General features: G+C 71.6%; 8 protein-coding genes. 5 read left to right on the top strand and 3 right to left on the bottom strand.

What is annotated here, in order from left to right; translation table 11 throughout:
- Positions 1-58 precede the first annotated feature (58 nt).
- From aqpZ to AC07PR_RS01670, 3 genes are all read left to right on the top strand, one after another.
- Positions 59-787 carry an aquaporin Z gene (gene aqpZ / locus AC07PR_RS01680; protein ID WP_495134159.1) on the top strand — a complete coding sequence of 243 codons (729 nt, stop codon included), beginning with the start codon at positions 59-61 and terminating at the stop codon, positions 785-787.
- A gap of 323 nt (positions 788-1,110) precedes the next feature.
- Positions 1,111-8,979 (top strand): SdrD B-like domain-containing protein, encoded by a 7,869-nt coding sequence (locus AC07PR_RS01675; protein WP_495134158.1) that lies wholly within the window; start codon positions 1,111-1,113, stop codon positions 8,977-8,979.
- Between the two features lie 14 nt (positions 8,980-8,993).
- Positions 8,994-13,265 (top strand): OmpA family protein, encoded by a 4,272-nt coding sequence (locus tag AC07PR_RS01670; protein WP_495134157.1) that lies wholly within the window; start codon positions 8,994-8,996, stop codon positions 13,263-13,265.
- 91 nt (positions 13,266-13,356) lie between these two features.
- Here the strand turns inward: AC07PR_RS01670 and AC07PR_RS01665 are convergent, their stop codons facing one another.
- A complete protein-coding gene (locus AC07PR_RS01665; RefSeq protein WP_495134156.1) occupies positions 13,357-14,325 on the bottom strand; it encodes a hypothetical protein in 969 nt (322 codons plus the stop codon).
- Between the two features lie 929 nt (positions 14,326-15,254).
- On the opposite strand from AC07PR_RS01665, the gene AC07PR_RS01660 reads away from it, so the two are divergent.
- Both AC07PR_RS01660 and AC07PR_RS01655 read left to right on the top strand, forming a co-directional pair.
- Positions 15,255-15,707, top strand: a complete 453-nt coding sequence (locus tag AC07PR_RS01660) for an Hsp20/alpha crystallin family protein (RefSeq protein ID WP_495134155.1) — start codon at positions 15,255-15,257, stop codon at positions 15,705-15,707.
- A 30-nt stretch (positions 15,708-15,737) separates the two neighbouring features.
- Positions 15,738-16,169 (top strand): Hsp20/alpha crystallin family protein, encoded by a 432-nt coding sequence (locus tag AC07PR_RS01655; protein ID WP_483106503.1) that lies wholly within the window; start codon positions 15,738-15,740, stop codon positions 16,167-16,169.
- 13 nt (positions 16,170-16,182) lie between these two features.
- On the opposite strand, the gene AC07PR_RS01650 is transcribed toward AC07PR_RS01655, so the two are convergent.
- The gene (locus tag AC07PR_RS01650; protein ID WP_495134154.1) at positions 16,183-17,505 is read right to left on the bottom strand and encodes a M20 aminoacylase family protein; all 1,323 of its coding nucleotides are present in this window, start codon (positions 17,503-17,505) and stop codon (positions 16,183-16,185) included.
- Positions 17,502-17,996, bottom strand: a complete 495-nt coding sequence (locus AC07PR_RS01645) for a helix-turn-helix domain-containing protein (RefSeq protein ID WP_495134153.1) — start codon at positions 17,994-17,996, stop codon at positions 17,502-17,504. The genes AC07PR_RS01650 and AC07PR_RS01645 overlap by 4 nt, the downstream gene beginning before the upstream one ends.
- Positions 17,997-18,138 lie beyond the last annotated feature (142 nt).

Genomic DNA, 18,138 nt, shown 5'->3' with positions numbered 1-18,138 from the left:
CCGTGCCTTCCTACAGTCCGCCCGCCGCTGTTCCTGCGGCACGAATTGGGAGAAGGCATTGAAAGCGCTCATCGCTGAATTCATCGGCACGTTCTGGCTCGTTCTGGGCGGTTGCGGCAGTGCCGTGCTGTCGGCCACCTATCCGGAATGGGGCATCGGACTGCTCGGCGTCTCGCTGGCCTTCGGCCTCACGGTGCTGACGATGGCGCATGCGGTCGGGCCGGTCTCCGGGGGCCACTTCAATCCGGCGGTGACCGTCGGACTGTGCGTGGCGGGGCGTTTCGAGGCACGCGCCGTGCTGCCCTACGTCGGCGTGCAGGTGCTGGGGGCGGTGGTCGCGGCGGCGGTGCTGGCCGTGATCGCCAGCGGCAAGCCCGGTGTCGACCTGGCCGCCGGGGGCTTCGCGGCCAACGGCTACGGCGCGCATTCGCCGGGGGGCTACTCGATGGCGGCGGCCGCGCTGACGGAGGCCGTGCTCACGGCCGGCTTCCTGCTGGTCATCCTGGGGGCGACGTCGCGCCAGGCCGCGGCCGGCTTCGCGCCGCTGGCGATCGGCATGGCGCTCACGCTCATCCACCTGATCAGCATTCCCGTCACCAACACCTCGGTGAATCCGGCGCGCAGCACCGGCGTGGCCCTGTTCTCCGGCGACTGGGCGCTCGGCCAGCTGTGGCTGTTCTGGCTGGCGCCGATCGTCGGTGCCGTGGGCGGCGCGTTGCTCGGCCGGATCCTGTTCGCCGGGCAGGACCCGCGGCCCGCCCATCCTCCCGCGCCGACGCCGCATTGACGCAGCGTCGCGCCGGCACGAGCGCGCGCACAGCTGGGTGCATTTGCACCCGTTAGGCCAGCGTGATGCGCTCGTGAGGACTTGTCGCGGTCCGCCCGCGACAGTCCGTCCGCTCGCGACGACGCACCCGTTGCGTGACGCCACCACCACCGATCGACCACCGATCCGCCGACCACGGCCGCCAGGCCCGGGTTCGCGCGGATCTCTCCTCCGACTTTCAGTCTCAGCACGGACCGGCCCGCGCCGCCCGTAAAACAACGATGACGTCTGCCCGCGTGTTGAATCCTCTCGCCCGTTGCCGGGCCGCCTTCCGACGAGCCGCCGTGCTTGTCGGCCTGGGCCTCGGCCTGGCCGGTGCCGCCCAGGCGCAGCTGGTGGTGACCGGCATGCCGGACACGCCCGATCCGGTCGCGGCGGGTGGCGTCGTGACCTACGACATCGGCATCGGCGACGCCCTGGGCGTGGCCCGCAGCGGCGTGACGGTGAACGTCGCCGTGCCGGCCAACGGGCGCTTCGCCGGCACGGGCACCCTGCCGGCGGGCGTGAGTTGCGGCGGCATGGCGGTCGGCCAGGCGGGACCCGGCACGGTGACCTGCACCGGGATCAACGTGCCGTCGCTGGACGTGACGCATCTGCCGATGCGCGTGCGGTCGACCGCGGCCGGCACGATGACGGTCACGGCCACCGTCGTCGGCGGCTCCTCGCAGAGCGAGACGACCACGGTCAACACCGGCGCGGATCTGGCCCTGTCGATCAACGCACCGGCGTCGGTGGCGGCCGGCAGCACGCAGAACGTGCAACTCACGGTGTCGAACGCGGGGCCCGACGCCTCGCCGTCCTCGACGCTGACCTACAACGTGCCGCCGGGCTTCGCCTTGAGCGCGACACCGGGCGGCTGCTCGCTGTCGGGCAACACGCTCACCTGCAGCCTGGGCGCGATCGCCAACGGCGGCAGCACCAGCGTCACCGTCACCGGCGTGATCGGCGTGGGCGGCAACTCCACGCTGACGCACTCGGCGGACGTCACCAATGGCGGAGGCGTCGCCGACGGCGACACCAGCAACAACATCGCCAACGCCAATACCGCGGTCACGGCGGGCAGCAGCCTGTCGGTGACGAAGACCAAGTCCGTCGCGGACCCCGTCCAGACCGGACAGGCCTTCAACTTCCAGTTCAACGTGCGCTACAGCGGGGACTTCCCGTCCGGCGCGCAACTGACGGACAACCTGCCCGCCAACTTCTGCGCCGTCGCACCCGCGACCTTCAGCAGCGGCGGCTGGACCTGCACCGCGTCCAGCACCTGTCCCTCCGCGGGCGGAACGCTGAGCTGCACCCGCGGCGGCACCGGCAGCGCGGGCAGCAACGTCTCGCTGGGCACCATCAGCGCGCCGATGCAGGCGCTGACCAGCGGCGTGGGCATCGTCAACACCGCCACGGCCAGCGCCACCGGCGTGGCGCCGGTCAACGGCTCGGTGAACACGACGGTGATCGACCCCGCCGCGGACCTGCGCGCCAACAAGGCCAAGAGCTGGCCGCAGGCCGCTGTGCCGGTGAACCAGGCGTTCAACTACACGATCTCGACGACCAACCTCGGCCCGAGCGCGATCCCGACCAGCGGCACCATCACGCTGACCGACACGGTGCCGGCCAACCTGCGGGTCAACAGCATCGCGGCGCCGGCGGGCTTCACCTGCCTGTCCTCGGGCGGCGGCAGCTTCCCGCAGGCCGGCCCGGTGACCATCACCTGCACCAGCGCCAACGTGGCGCTGGCGGTCAACGCCACGACCTCGAACGTCACCATCAACGCGCAGGCCACGGCCGCGGGCGGCACGCTGACCAACCAGGTCTGCGTGGGCTCGGCCAACGCGCCGGCGGACAACGTGTCCGCCAACGACTGCGCCAGCGTCGGCGTGAACCCGCAGACCAATGCCGCGCAGGCCGACGTGTCGGTGCTCAAGCGCGTGGTCGGGCTGGGCGACGCCGCGGGCAACCGCCAGGAGGCCGGCTCCCCGATCACCTGGGAGATCGAGGTCGTCAACGCCGGTCCGCAGACCGCGACCGGCGTCGCGGTCACCGACACCGTCAACAACGTCTTCAACGCCAACGCGAGCCAGTATGCGCTGGCCACGGTGGCCGGCAGCGCCACGCTGGGCAGCTGCAGCCTCGCGCCGTCGGCCTCGGCGGTGTCGCTGAGCAACTGCACGATCGCGAGCCTCCCGGTCTGCACCGCCGGCGTCGACTGCCCGCGGTTCCAGATCACGGTGCGCCACTTCGGCGACGGCACCGCCTTGGACAACCAGTTCACCGCGACCAACACGGCGTTCGCGCTGGCCCAGAACGAGGCCGATCCCGACCTCGCCAACAACAACGCCAACAACAACACGCCCGCGACGGCCTACTTCATCGCCCGCGCCGACGTGGCGGTCAGCAAGACCGACAACCCCGATCCGGTGTCCGCCGGCCAGCTGCTGACCTACACGATCACCGCCAGCAATCCGGCCGCCACCAGCGGCAGCCGCGCCTTCAACGTCGGCATCGACGACAGCCTGCCGGCCGGCCTGGTGTACCTGTCGGCCACGGCCAACGGCGGCGGCAGCTGCACGACCACGCCCGTGGCCGGCACCACCACCGGCCCCGGCAACGACACGCTGATCTGCGGCTGGAGTGCCATCGCGCGCGGCTCGCAGCAGACGGTGACCGTGCGGGTGCGCGCCACCGCCGCGCTGGCCGCGGCCCTGGGCGGCAGCGGCGCCATCACCAACACGGTGACCGTGTCGACGTCCACGCCCGAGATCGCCGGCGGCGCCGCCAACAACACCGCGACGCAGAGCACCACGGTGATCGCGCCGTCCTACGACCTGATCGTCAACAAGACCGACGACGTGGACCCGGTCAGCGTCGGCGACAACGTCACCTACACCATCACCGTCACCAACAACGGCGCGTCGACCGCCGAGAACGTGGTCCTGACCGACACCCTGCCGTCGACGGCGGGGGCACCGACCTTCGTGGCCCTGGTGACGCCGCTGCCCGCGGGCGTGAGCTGCAACACCTCGGGGGTCACCGTCGGCGCGGCCGGCGGCAGCATCGGCTGCACCATCGCCAGCCTGGGCGGCACCGGCGGCGGGTCCACCGGCGAAAGCAACTCGGTCCAGGTCCGCGTGCGCCTGCAGGGCGCCGACAAGGGCACCTTTTCGAATGCCGCCTCGGTGCGCTTCGCCAGCGCGGCGCAGGACGCCTTCGATCCGCAGGCCAACAACAGCGTCTCGGAGCCGACCACCTTCCGCTACAAGGCCGACGTGCAGGCCGTCGACAAGGCGGCCGTGATCGCCGGCACCACCACGCCGCTGAGCGCCATCGCGCAGGGCCAGGCCTTCGACTGGCTGATCCACGTGCGCAACAACGGCCCGCAGGCGGCCGAGATCACCAGCATCGGCGACACGCTGCCCGCGGGACTTCAACTGGCCGGCACGCCGGCGTTGACGGTGACCGCCGGGACCTTCACGCCCGCCGCGCCGACCTGCACCGGCACGGCCGGCGGCACGGGCACGACCTGCGCCATCGCCAGCATGCCCTCGGGCGGTGCGGCCACGCTGCGCATCCCGGTGCAGCTGACCGGCAACCCGGCCAACGGCACGGTGCTGACCAACACCGTCTCCATCGTGACGGTCGGCTCCGGCGACACCAACGGCGGCGCCGACCCGGCGGCCGGCAACAACTTCGCCAGCGGCACGATCACCGTGCAGACCTCGACGCTGTCGGGCCGCGTCTATGAAGATGCCAACGGCAACGGCCAGGCCGACGCGGGCGAGCCCGGCATCGCCGGCGTGACGCTGACGCTCGGCGGCACCGACAGCCTGGGCAATCCGGTCACGCGCACGACCACGACCGACTCGAACGGCAACTGGAGCTTCTCCGTTCCCGCGGGTGCCTACACCGTCACCGAGGCGCAGCCCGCCAGCTACCTGCCGGGCATCACGCGCGCCGGCAATGCCAGCGGCGTCGGCAGCACCGCCGGCAACGTGCCGGCGGGCGGGGCAGGGGTGGTCAGCGGCCCCAACGGCTCGAACGCCAACGTGATCCAGACCATCGTGCTGGGCGCGGGCGGCAGCTCGACGGGCAACCTCTTCGGCGAAGTGCATGCCGCGTCGCTGGCGGGCCGCGTCTACCAGGACGCCGACTACGACGGGGCCTACACCGCGGGCGAGCCCGGCATCGCGGGCGTGACGCTGCAGCTCATCGGCACCGACCTGCAGGGCAACGCCGTCAACACCAGCACGACCACCGCGGCCGACGGCAGCTACGGCTTCGCCAACCTGCTGCCGGGCGGCTACACGGTGGTCGAGCCGACGCAGCCCGACGGCTTCGCCGATGGCGGCGAAACGGCCGGCACGGCCGGCGGCAGCACCACCGTCAACGACCGCATCGGCGGCATCACGCTGGGCAGCAACACCGCCGCGACCGGCAACAACTTCGGCGAGCGCCTGACGCGCGTCAGCGTGCGCGTCTTCGAGGACGCCGACAACGACGGCGTGCCCGCCACGGGCGACGCCGGCATCACCGGCGTGACGCTGCACCTGACCGGCACGTCCGCCACCGGCACGCCGGTGGACATCGTCGCCACGCCGGTCGCCGGCCAGCCGGGCCGCTACGAGTTCCTCAACGTGCCGCCCTCGGCGGCCGGCGGCTACACGATCACCGAGACGCAGCCGTCGACCTACGCGCCGGGCAAGGCCAACCCGAACGGCAACGCCGGCACGGCGCAGCCGGGCGGCAACGTCGTCCAGGGCGTGCTCATCCCGCTCAGCGGCACACCCGCCGCACTGGGCGACTATCTCTTCGGCGAGCTCACCAGCAGCCAGATCCGAGGCCGCAGCTTCTACGACCGCGATGGCGACGGCAGCCAGGGCGCGACGGCCACCGAGCCCGGCATCCCGGGCGTGAGCATCACGCTGAGCGGCACCGACGCGAACGGCAGTCCGGTCTCCGCGACGACGACCACCGACGCGAGCGGCGACTACGTCTTCAACAACATCGCGCCCGGTACCTACACGGTGAGCGAGACGCGTCCGACGGGTTATCTGCCCGGCCTGACGCGGGCGGGCACGGTGACGGGCGCCGGATCGACCGCGGGCAGCGTGCCCACCGTCGGCGCGGGCGTCAGCGTGGGTCCGAACGGCTCCACCGCGCCGGTGGTGCAGAACATCCGCCTCGGCGCTCCGGGCTCGAGCTCGAGCGGCAACAACTTCGCGTCGGTGCGCGCGGCCTCGCTGGCCGGGCACGTCTATGCCGACATCGCACCGGCCAACGGCCAGCGTGATGCGGGCGAGCCGCCGATGCCCGGCGTCACGGTCACCGTGACCGGCACGGACTTCCTGGGACGCGCGGTCTCCGTCGCGCTGACCACCGCGGCCGACGGCGGCTATGCGGCCACCGGCCTGCTGCCCGGCAAATACCAGATCGACGAGGCCCAGCCCGCCGGCACCGGCGACGGTCCCGAGCACCTGGGCGGCGTGAGCGGCAGCCCGCGCGGCGCGGCCAACCCGGGCGGCGTGAACGACCGGTTCGGCGGCATCGCGCTGGCCTCGGAAGAGGCCGGCACGGACTACGATTTCGGCGAGCGCGGCGGCCAGATCACCGGCCACGTCTACGCCGACAGCAACGGCAACGGCCGACGCGACGCGGGCGAGCCGCCGATCGCGGGCGTCGCGCTGACGCTCACCGGCACCAGCGCGGGCGGGCTGCCCGTCAGCATCGCCGCGGTCACTGGCGCGGACGGCCAGTACCTCTTCGACGGCGTGCTGCCCTCGGACGCCGCCGGCTACGTGATCGCCGAAACGCAACCGGTCACCTACGCCGACGGCGGCGAGACGATCGGCCGCCTGGGCGGCGCGACCACCGGCGTGGCGAGCGGCTACGACCGCATCGGCGGCCTGGTCTACACCGGAGGCGCCGGCGACGGCTACGACTTCGGCGAGCAGGGCGCCTCGATCGCGGGCAGCGTCTTCAACGACGCCAACGGCAACGGCAGGCGTGACGCCGGCGATCTGCCGCTGGCGGGCGTGACGGTGACGCTGGCCGGCACCGACGCCACCGGGCAGGCGGTGAGCCGCACCGCGGTGACGGCGCGCGGCGGCAGCTACCGCTTCGCCGATCTGCCGCTGGACAACGGCGCGGGCTACACGATCGTGCAGTCGCCGGTGCCCAGCTCCACCCACGCCGGCGAGACGCCCGGCTCGCTGGGCGGCAGCGTGCCGGCCGCGCGCCAGCTCCAGGTCAGGCTGCCCGCCGTGGCGGCCCAGGGCACGGCCTACGACTTCTTCGAGCGCTCCACCGCGCCCGCGGCGGTCAGCGGCCGGGTCTGGCGCGACACCGATCACGACCGTCAGGCCGACGGCGGCGAACCCGCCGTGGCCGGATGGACCGTGGAACTGGTGGCCTGCGCCGACGGCGGCACCACGTGTGCCAACAGCGGCGCGCTGGTGCTCGACACCCGCACCACCGCGGCCGACGGCGCTTATCGATTCGACAACGTCGTGCCCGGCTCGTACCAGGTGCGCTTCCGCGACGCGCAAGGCCGGCTCGTCGGCGGCACGTGGCCCACCGATCCGACGCTGAACGGCGCGGGTGGCGCGTTCCCGACCGTCTCCGGCATGGCGCCACGCGGCTGGATCCCGCTGACCGTGACCGCGGGCGCCGCGGTGGTCAACCAGGACCTGCCGCTCGATCCGGGCGGCGTGGTGTACGACAGCCTGAGCGCCGAGCCCATCCCCGGCGCGGTGGTGACGCTGTTCGGTCCCGCGGGGTTCGATGCGGCCACGCAGCTGCTCGGCGGCAACGCCGCGCTGACCACCGGTCCGGACGGCGCGTACCAGTTCTTCCTGCTGCCCGGCGCGCCGGCCGGCGCCTATGCCGTCACGGTCACGCCGCCGGCCGGCTACCTGCCGTCGGTGACCTATCCGGCGGCGGCCGGTCCGCTCGACGCGCTGACCTGCAGCGCGCCGGGCACCGCCATCACCCGCGGCAGCGAGGCCTGCGTCATCAGCGCGGCCGCGTCGCCGGCGGCCGGTCCGGCGGCCCCGTACTTCCTGAACTGGCAGTCGGGCGGCGCCGCGCGCCAGGTGGTCAACAACCACATCCCGCTGGACCGCGAGGGCAGCGGCACGGCCATCGAGCTGCGCAAGACCACGTCCAAGCTGACCGTGAAGAAGGGCGAGCCCGTGCCTTACGTGATCACCGCGCGCAACGCCAGCAGCGGCCCCATCGGCAACGTCGCGTTGCTGGACACGCTGCCGCCGGGCTTCAAGTACCTGGACGGATCGCTGACGGTGCAGACCCTGCCGGCGGGGCCGGTGGTGACGGTCAAGCCGACCGTCGTCGGACGGCAGCTGACGCTGGCCGACCAGACCTTCCTGCGCGGCGAGACCAAGCGCATCTCGATGGTGCTGGCGGTGGGCGTCGGCGTGGGCGAGGGCCAGTACGTCAACACGGTGGTCGCCACGCAGGGCATCGCTGGACGGGTGTTGTCCAACACGGCCAGCGCCTCGGTCCGTGTCGTGCCGGACGCGCTGTTCGACTGCACCGACGTGATCGGCAAGGTCTACGACGACCGCAACGCCAACGGCGTCCAGGATGAGGGCGAGCCCGGCATCCCGAACGTGCGCGTGGCCACGGTCAACGGCCTGCTCGTCAGCACCGACGCCGACGGCCGTTATCACATCGCCTGCGCGGCGGTGCCCAAGGAGGGGACCGGCAGCAACCTGGTGCTCAAGGTCGACGAACGCACGCTGCCCTCGGGCTATCGCGTGACGACCGAGAACCCGGCCGCCGAGCGCGCCACGCGCGGCAAGGCGCTGAAGGTCAATTTCGGCGCGACCGTGCACCGCGTCGTGCGCCTGGACCTCAAGGCGGCCGCCTTCGTCGAGGGTCAGGTCGTGCTGCAGCCGGCCTACGAGACGCGCCTGGACCAGACCATCGCCGCCCTGGTGGAGCGTCCGTCCATCCTGCGCCTGGCCTATCAGCCGGCGCCGGACGAAGCGCGCGAGCTGGGCGACGCCCGCGTCGCCGCGATGCGGGCCGCGCTGCTCGACCGCTGGCGCGAGCTCGGGAAGTCGATGCGCCGGTCGCAGGACCGGGCGCTGTTCAACCTGGACATCGAGGTCGAGCGCGTGCCGGCCTTGCTCAACCGCTGATGCAGGGGCGCGCCATGACCACGTCCCTGTCCACGTCCTTGTCCACGACCTTCATCTGTGCCACCCGCATGACTCGCTCCACCTTTCCCCGCGCGGCCCTCGCCAGCGCCGCGGCCGCCGCCTGCCTGGCCATCGGGCTGCCGGCCTCGGCCGCCGACGCGAGCAGCGACGACGGCAGCTGCCGCGCCGACGCGCGCGGCCGCTTCAGCGACCGATGCCAGGCCGACCGTCGCGCCGTCGAGATCGACGGTCGCGACCATCTCCCCGCGTCCGGCGAGCGCGAGCTGCCCAAGCTCACCGTGATCCTGGGCGATCCACGTGCCTTGCAGGAGCGGCTCGAGGAGCAAACACGCAGCGTCCCCGGCGCCGTGCGGCCGCGCGAGGAATCGCACACGCCGCATTTCGATTCCGGCGAGGACCTGCTCAAGCCGGAGGACAAGGCCAGGCTCGACGCCATCGTGGCGCAGGTGCGCGGCCGCGAGGGCCTGCGCTTCGAGATCGTCGGCCACACCGACGTGCAGCGCATCAAGCCCGAGCTGCGTCCGCGTTTCCCCGACAACCATGCGCTCGGCCTGGCCCGCGCGGAGCAGGTCGGCCGCTACCTGACGCAGCAGCTGGGATTGCCGGCGAGCGCCTATGCGGCGGACTCGCGCGGGCCGGACGAGCCGCTGGCCTCGCCGCCGCAGGACCGCGCCAACTGGTCCGCCAACCGGCGCGTCGAGGTGCGCGTGTACTGGCGCGAGACCGCGCCGGCGCAGGTGGAGACGACGTCGAGCGTCAAGCTCGTGGACCCGACCGCTTGCGGCATGCTCACGCCCTACGCGAACGACGACGCCGCGCTGCGCCTGACCATCGACGGTCAGCCGGTGGTCGGCGCGGACAGCGCCAGTGCCGACCGCCAGCGCTGCATCGACGTGCGGCTCGAGCGCGACCACTTGCGCCTGCAGTACGACAACCTGTCGCAGCCCAGGCGCCTCAATGGCACGGCCTGGCCCGCGACCGCGGTGCCGGGCGACACGGTGCGCTTCAGCGGCTACAGCAACTACCGGCCGTATCTGATGCGCGCGGAGCTGAGGGTGTTCGGCACCGACGGCGACATGCGCCCGCAGCTGCTGGCCACCGTGCCGCTGGATGGCGAGCTGCGCGCGCAGTGGACCGTTCCCGCCGAGTGGGCGCAAGGACCGCTGGCGCGGCGCAAGCTCTACTGGCGCGTGCGGGTCTACGACGGGGCGGGGCGCTTCGACGAGACCGAGGACATCCCGCTCGCGCTGGCCGATCGCCATGCGCCGACCGGCGAGCGCGAACCCGACGCGGCGCAGCGCCTGCTGGCCGGCTACGGCGAGAGCCGGCTGGCCGTCGCCAACATCCCGATCGCGGGCGGCACCGTGACGGCCAGCGGGGAGGGCATCGCGCCGGGAGAGCAGGTGCGCGCGCTCGGATTCGCGGTGCCGGTGGATGCGCAAGGCCGGTTCGTGATGCAGCAGCTGGTGCCGCGACGCGTGCAGACCGGCGAGATCGCGGTGCGCGGGACCGATGGCCACGAGCGCATCTATCGCCGGGACTTCGAGTTGCCGCGGCGCGATTTCTTCTTCGTCGGCCAGGCGGACCTGACCGTCGGCCGCGATCGCACCGCCGGCCCGGCCGCGCTGGTGACGCAGGAGCGCAACCGCTACAACAACGACACCTGGACCGAGGGCCGGCTGGCGTTCTACGGCAAGGGCATGCTGGACGATCGTTGGACCTTGACCGCCAGCCTGGACACCGAGGAGCGGCCGCTCGGCGAGTTGTTCCGCAACCTGGATCGCAAGGACCCGACGTCGCTGTTCCGGCGGATGGACCCGGTGGACAGCTGGGGCACCTTCGGCGACGACTCCACCAGCATCGAGGACGCGCCCACCCAGGGACGCGTGTACCTGCGCGTGGACGACGGCCGCTCGCAGGCGCTGTGGGGCAACTTCAAGCTCAACCTGGGCGCGGACAACACGCTGGCGCAGGTCAACCGCGGGTTGTACGGCCTGAAGGGCCACTACGTCGGCGAGGACGCGACCCGTTTCGGCGATGCGCGCGTGACCCTGGACGTCTACGCGGCCGAACCCGGCACGCTGGCCGCGCGCGAGGAATTCCGCGGCACCGGCGGCTCGCTGTACTACCTGCGCCACCAGGACGTGAGCCGCGGCGCCGAGAAGGTCTGGCTGGAGATCCGCGACCGCGACTCCGGCTTCGTCCTCCAGCGTCGGGCGCTGATCCCGGGCAGCGACTACGACGTCGACTACCTGCAGGGTCGCGTGCTGCTGACCTCGCCGCTGCCCAGCCTGGCCGACAACGGGCTGCTGGTACGCGCCGGCGGGCTCAGCGGCCAGCCGGCCTACCTGGTGGTGGACTACGAGTACACGCCGCTGTCGGGCGATCTGGACACGCTGGCCCTGGGCGGTCGCACCGCCTGGTGGGTCACCGACGGCGTGCGCGTCGGCGTCACCGCGGCGAAGCAGCGCCAGACCGGTGGCGACCAGCGTCTGGGCGGCGTCGACCTGCTGTTGCGCCAGAGCGAGAACACCACGCTGAAGATCGAGGCCGCGCGCAGCGACGGTCCCGGCATCGGCACGACGACGTCGCTGGACGGCGGCTTCGGGTTCTCGCAGAACACGCTGGCCGGGGACACGCGCGGCGCGAACGCCTGGCGCGTGGAAGGACAGGCGGATCTGGTCGACCTCGGCGTCGCGAAGAGCGGCCATGTCGGCGCCTATGCGCAGCTGCGGGAGGCCGGCTTCTCGGCGCCCGGGCAGGTCGCGTCCAACGAGACGCGGCAGGCCGGCGCCACCGTGAGCGCGCCGGTGGGCGAGCGCACCGAGGTCCGCCTGAAGGGCGACCACAAGGACGAGCTCAACGGCTACAACACCGATGCCGGCGAGGTTCAGGTGGTCACGCGCGTCGACGAGCACTGGACCGTCAGCGCCGGCGTGCGCGCCGACCGCAAGTCCACCGACACGGTCAACACCTCGCCCTTGCTGCCGGGCTCGGGCGTGGTCACCGGCGAGCGGTCGGATGCGGCCACGCAGGTCGACTACGACAGCGGCCAGGGCTGGGGCGTCTACGGCTTCGGTCAGAAGACGCTGGAGCGCACCGGCACGCGGCAGGACAACGACCGCCTGGGCGCGGGCGCGCGCTACCGGCTCAACGACAAGCTGACGCTGCGCGGCGAGGCCTCGGGGGGCGACGGCGGCGCGGCCGGCAAGGCCGGGGTCGACTACCAGTACGACGACCGCTCCAACGTCTACGTGACCTATGCGCTGGACACCGGTCGCACCGACGAGACGCTGAACGCGCGCGGCGGCACGCTGGTGGGGGGCATCAAGTCGCGCCTGGCGGACGGGCTGAGCGCCTATACCGAGCACAAGCAGAGCACCGGCACCCTGAGCGGCCTGACGCATGCCTACGGTGTGCAGTACGCGCCGGACGATCGCTGGACCTTTGGCGTCAGCGCCGAAACCGGCCGGCTGGAAGCCGAGAACGCGGGACAGACCGACCGCGACGCCGCGGGGTTCAGCGTCGGCTTCGTCGATGCGTCCCTGAAGTACGCCGGCGGCGTCGAGTACCGGCGCGACCACAGCAACACGGACACCCGCCGCAGCTGGTTGCTGAAGAATTCGGTCAGCGTGCAGGACGGTCCGAACGCCCGCTGGCTGGGCAAGCTCAACTGGGCCGACAGCGACAGCGCGGCCGGTACGCTGGCCGCGGCAAAGTACACCGAGGCGGTGCTGGGGTATGCCTTCCGGCCGGTGAGCAACGACAAGCTCAACCTGCTGCTCAAGTACACCTACCTGTACGACCTGTCGTCGCCGGGGCAGGTGAGCACGACCGACGTGACGCAGACGGCGATCAGCACCACCGGCATCGACTACCAGCAGCGCAGCCAGGTGGCGGCGGTGGATGCGACCTACGACCTCAGCGCGCGTTGGACCATCGGCGGCAAGCTGGCCTGGCGCGTCGGCGAGCTGCGTCCCAGCCGGGACGACAGCGCGCCGTGGTTCAAGAGCAGCGCACAGCTGGCGATTGCCCGCGTGGACTGGCAGGTCGTGCGGCAGTACGACTGGCTGCTGGAACTGCGCATGCTGCGCGCGGGCGAACTGAGCGAGCGCAAGACCGGCCTGCTCACCGCCGGCTACTACCACGTGAACGAGAACCTCAAGGTGGGCGTGGGCTACAACTTCACCGACTTCTCGGACGACTTGACCGACCTGAGTTATCGCAGTCGCGGGGTGTTCCTGAACATCCTGGGGAAGTTCTGAGCGGTCCTGGCGCGGGGCGGCGCGGCGTGACTCGGGCCGCCCGGTTCCACAGACTTGCCGAGGGCCAGCGGCGGCGTGAGGCGAGGGGGCCTCAGCGTGGCAGCGGTGCGGGATTGGCCAGGTAGGCCTTGAACAGGCGGGCGAACTGGCCGCCATCGGTCGTGATGTTGACCGAGCCGCTGCCGCCGCCGCTGAACACGATCGCGAACACGCCGCTGGCCGTGTACTCGCTCGCATGGGTCAGCATGTACTGGACGTGGTTGTCCCGGTAGTGCCCCGGCGTGCCACCCGGCGTCGACGAGGGCACGCCCATCGGCGTCTGCCAGAACAGGATGGGCAGGTTGCCGAGCGCGCTTCGCACCGCGGCCCATTGGGCGAGGTCCTGATGGAAGTTGGGCGTCGCCGCGTTGGTCTCGTCCCAGTAGAACGGGCCGTTGCCACGCCCGGCGCATTCGGCCGGCGGCGGAGAGACCTCGAAGCAGCCGGCATCCCGGTCGCTGGTCTGGCCCACGACGAAGTCGGCCTTGTCCGCGCCCAGCTTCAGCATGAAGGCGCCGACGGTGGCGGCATCGCGGCCCCAGAAGGACGGCGGGAAGCCGATCCTGGCCTTGGGCGCGTAGGTCCGTCCGAGCGCCAGCAGGCATCCCGCCATGCCGACGGCGTTGTCCGGCTGGCTCGCGCATTCCGCCACCTGGCTCACGCGCGCCGGCAGCTTCGCCGGATCGGCGCCCGGCGCGCCCGTGAGCACGAAACCCCAGAAGTCCGGCTCCAGGTTGATCAGCGTCGGCAGGCCGGTCGCGCCGATCTTCTGGTACATCAGCTTGACCTGGGCCCAGTAGCTCGCCATGAAGGACGCGTCATTGATCGCGGCGAGGTTGCCTTCACCCCGGGAGGCCATCTGGTAGAGCGTGAACATCGGCACCGCGCCAGCGGCCGAGACATTCGCCGAGACATACGTGACGTAGGCGCCATCGGGGCTGTTCCAGGTGGGCCAGGAACCGCCGCCGACGCCGACCAGGTAGGTGTCGATGATGTCCGGACGGATCTGCTGCTTCGTCATCTCCGCGATCGGATTGCCGGCGCCCAGGCCACCCAGCATCCGGCTGGGAACGCCCAGGGCCGTCGTGATCGGCGATGCGGGCGGTGGCGCTGGAGAGGGTGAAGGCGCAGGCGAGGGCGCAGGAGCGGTTCCGAGCGGTGGCGTTGTCGCATCGGTGCCTGGCGAGGACGTCGATCCGCCTCCACCGCAGGAGGCAAGACCTGCCACCAGGAGGGCGAGCGCGAGCCGCTGGACCGCAGGCGTGGCGTTCGGAGTGGACGACATGGATGCCTTTCGAATGAGGTGAAGCGTCATGCACGCGAGGCGGCGACGTTCCCGCCGGCGGACGAACCGGACTGACAAAATTCGTCAGCGTTGTCATCGATCGCAGCCAAGGAATGTCAACCGGGGAGGGAGAAGGGGCCTCGCTGGCCGCGCGCGCGAAAGACCGCAATTCGCGGGCCAACGATCGCCCTCGCAGGGATTCAGGGTTTCTACCTAATCGATTCACCCTTGAACTCGCCGCTCCGAGTTCCTAAATCCGTGTCGAACCGCCATCAATCGATTCGGATGAGGACTGGATCATGGCCAAACCGCTGCCCGACAACTCCCCCGCGCCAGAAGCGCGCGCCTCTCGACGGCCTCGGCTCCCGCTGAGCCCGTCGCAACTTCAAGCCTATCTGATCGCACGCGAGACGCTGCGTCGCCTGAAGTCGTCGTCGCGCCCATGTTTCGCGCGCGACCCGTCAGCATTGAGGAGCGCCAACAGGCGCCCGCCCGCAGAACGCTGACCCCTGACCGTCGACCGCTGCACGGGCCGCCCACGAGCCTCTTGCCTCGTGGGCCATCGACGGTCCACGCCTTCGTCAACTCACCAAAGGGATCTCGCGAGTCGACGCGCCAGCGTCGGCCTCCATCATCGACTTATCGACCAAGGAAAGGAGTTTCTGATGTTCGACACCGTGTTCCACCGTCCCCAGGGGTTGTTGGAGCAGCTTGCCCAACTGCAACAGGCGCTCTCGCGTTCGCGGTCGGCCGACGGACTTGCGGACGGCATTCGTTCCTCGATGGCCGGGAGCTTTCCGACCATCAACATCGGGCACAGCGAACGGTCCATCGAGGTCTTCGCCTTCGCGCCGGGCTTGGATGCCCAGTCGATCGACGTGACCGTCGAGCGCGGCGTTCTCCGGATTTCCGGAGAGCGCCAACCGACCGATCGCGGCTCCTCCGATTCGGTGCAGATGTACGCCGCGGAACGCTGGCATGGCCGCTTCAGCCGCGCGGTGACGCTGCCCGATGAGGCGGATACCGGCAGCGTCGAGGCGCAGTACCGCGACGGCGTGCTGCGCGTCAGCGTCGGGCTGCGCGAAGCGGCTCAGCCGCAGCGCATCAACGTCCAGTGAACGCTTGAATCACCATCGGAAGGAACCACCATGTCTGCTCAAACCCAACTCACCCGCACCGAGTCCGACCGCGCGCAAGTCTCCTCGTCCGATGCGAGTTCGCCGGCGGCCAGACAGCGGGCGACGTCCCGCGAGGTCGCGGAACCCGCCGTTGAGATCTTCGAGGACGCGGGGGGCATCACGCTCCTGGCCGACATGCCGGGCGTTCCGCGCGACGGCCTGGATGTCCGGCTCGACGGCGAGACGCTGGTGATCGAAGGCGAAGTCGCCGTCGCAGCCCCGGAGCGCATGCGCGGCGTGTGGGCGGAGGTCAATGTGCCTCGTTATCGTCGCGCCTTCACCCTCAGTCGCGAACTCGACATGGCTCGGATCGAGGCTGGGGTGAAGGACGGCGTGTTGACGCTGCGCATCCCGAAGCAGGCGCATGCGCAACCCCGTCGCATCGCCGTGTCGACGGCCTGAAGGGACAGACCCATCAGCAGTGCTCGGGCTTGTCGTGACCCAGCTCGAGAGCGACGACCGCGACGAACCACCGCACGCCGCTGGCCAGCACCTGGTCGTTGAAGTCGTAGCACGGGTGATGCAGTGGGCGATAGACGTCGACGTCGTTGGCGTTGGCGTTGGGATCGGCGTCGGCCTCGGCCCCCGTGCTGGAGGAGGGCGCCCTTCGAGGCGCCACCGCCGCCTGCGCCAGAACGCCGCCCCGCGGGCCTTGGCCCAGCCACAGGTAGGCGCCGGGTCGCTCGCGCAGCATGAAGGCGAAGTCCTCGGAGGTGAACGCCGGTCGCTCCGCGACGCTCGCCGCCAGGCCGGCGGCCGACGCCGCCCGCAGCGCGAGCGCGGCCTGGGCCGGCGTGTTGATCGTCGCGGGGTAGTAGCGGTCGTAGTGAATCGAGGCCTCGCAGCCCGCCGCGCGGCACAGGCCTTCGACGCTGTCGCGCAGCGCGGCCTCGAGCAGGTCCTGGCTGTGGGCGTCGAAGCTGCGCACGGTGCCGGTGATGCTCACCTCGGCCGGTATCACGTTGTGCGACTGTCCCCCTTCGATGCGCGTCACCGACAGCACCGCCGATTCGTTGGGGTCGATGCGGCGCGCCACCAGCGTGTTGAGCTGCGCGACGATCTGGCTCGCGGCGAGGATCGCGTCGGGCGTGCGATGCGGCATGGCCGCGTGCCCGCCGCGGCCCTTGACGACGATGTCGAATCGGTCCGCGGCCGCCATGATCGGCCCCGGTCGCGTCCGCGCCTGACCCGCCGGCAGGTCCGGCCAGTTGTGCAGCGCATAGACCGCATCGCAGGGGAATCGATCGAACAGGCCCTCCTGGACCATGCGCCGCGCGCCGCCCTGGCCCTCCTCGGCGGGCTGGAAGATGAAGTTCACCGTGCCCGAGAACGATCCGACGTGCGCGCCTGGGCGCGCCAGGTGCCGCGCAGCGCCCAGCAGCATCGCCGTGTGCCCGTCATGGCCGCAGCCGTGATGGGCGCCGGCGGTCCGGCTGGCATGCGGCAGGCCGCTGCGCTCCTCCATCGGCAGCGCGTCCATGTCGGCGCGCAGGCCGATGCCGCGGCCCTCGCCGCGGCGCAGCACGCCGACGACACCGGTCTGGCCGATGCCCTCGTGAACCTCCAGCCCCAGCGCGCGCAACTCGGCGGCGACGAGGGCCGCGGTGCGATGTTCGTGATAGGCCAGCTCCGGATGCGCATGCAGGTCGCGCCGCAGCCGGACCAGATCGGGGAGGAGATCGTCGATGCCGGCGAAGCCGTCCAGCGCGCCCACGTTCATGGCGATCCTGTCGTTCATGCGCGCGACACCGCGCGGGTGCCAACCCTGAGTCCCTCAAGGCCACCGAGCCCGGCCGCCACGATGGCCGGGGACGCACCGTGGGCCTCGTCGGCCGTTCTCCCCCTGCGGGCGTCCTGCGTCGATCGCCCGGTCAGGCACTTGAGACGGCGGTTCATGTGGCTCTGGTCGTAGAAGCCGGCCTCGGTCGCGGCGCGCGCGGGCGGCACGCCCTGGCCGAGCAGCTCCTGCGCGCGACGCACGCGACGCTCGCTCACATAGCGATGCGGCGACACGCCCACGCGCTCCCGGAACACCGTCGCGAAGCGCCAGATGCTGAGCCCGCACAGCGCGGCCAGCGTCTCCAACGGCAGCGATTCGGCCAGATGCGCGTCGATGTGATCGAGCACCGGGGCCAGCGAGCGCCGCTCCGCCGACGACCGGGGACGGGGCAAGTCAGGCAACGCCGACAGGCTGTCGGACGCAGTGGCGAGGGACGAGGCGTCAAGCATGGCTTGCAGCATAGGGAGCGGTCCGATTCTCTTGGCGTCGTTCAGCAGGCCCGCGGCGGCAGCGAATTGCGAAAGCGCGTCGCGCCGACGCAGAAGATGCCGTCGCCCGTCCCGGCCATCCCGCGCAGGGGATGGCGGACGC

It is taken from the genome of Roseateles sp. GW821-FHT09H11 (assembly GCF_059415845.1).
The sequence above is the reverse complement of the archived record's forward strand: the minus strand, read 5'-3'. Positions and strand labels throughout refer to the sequence as shown.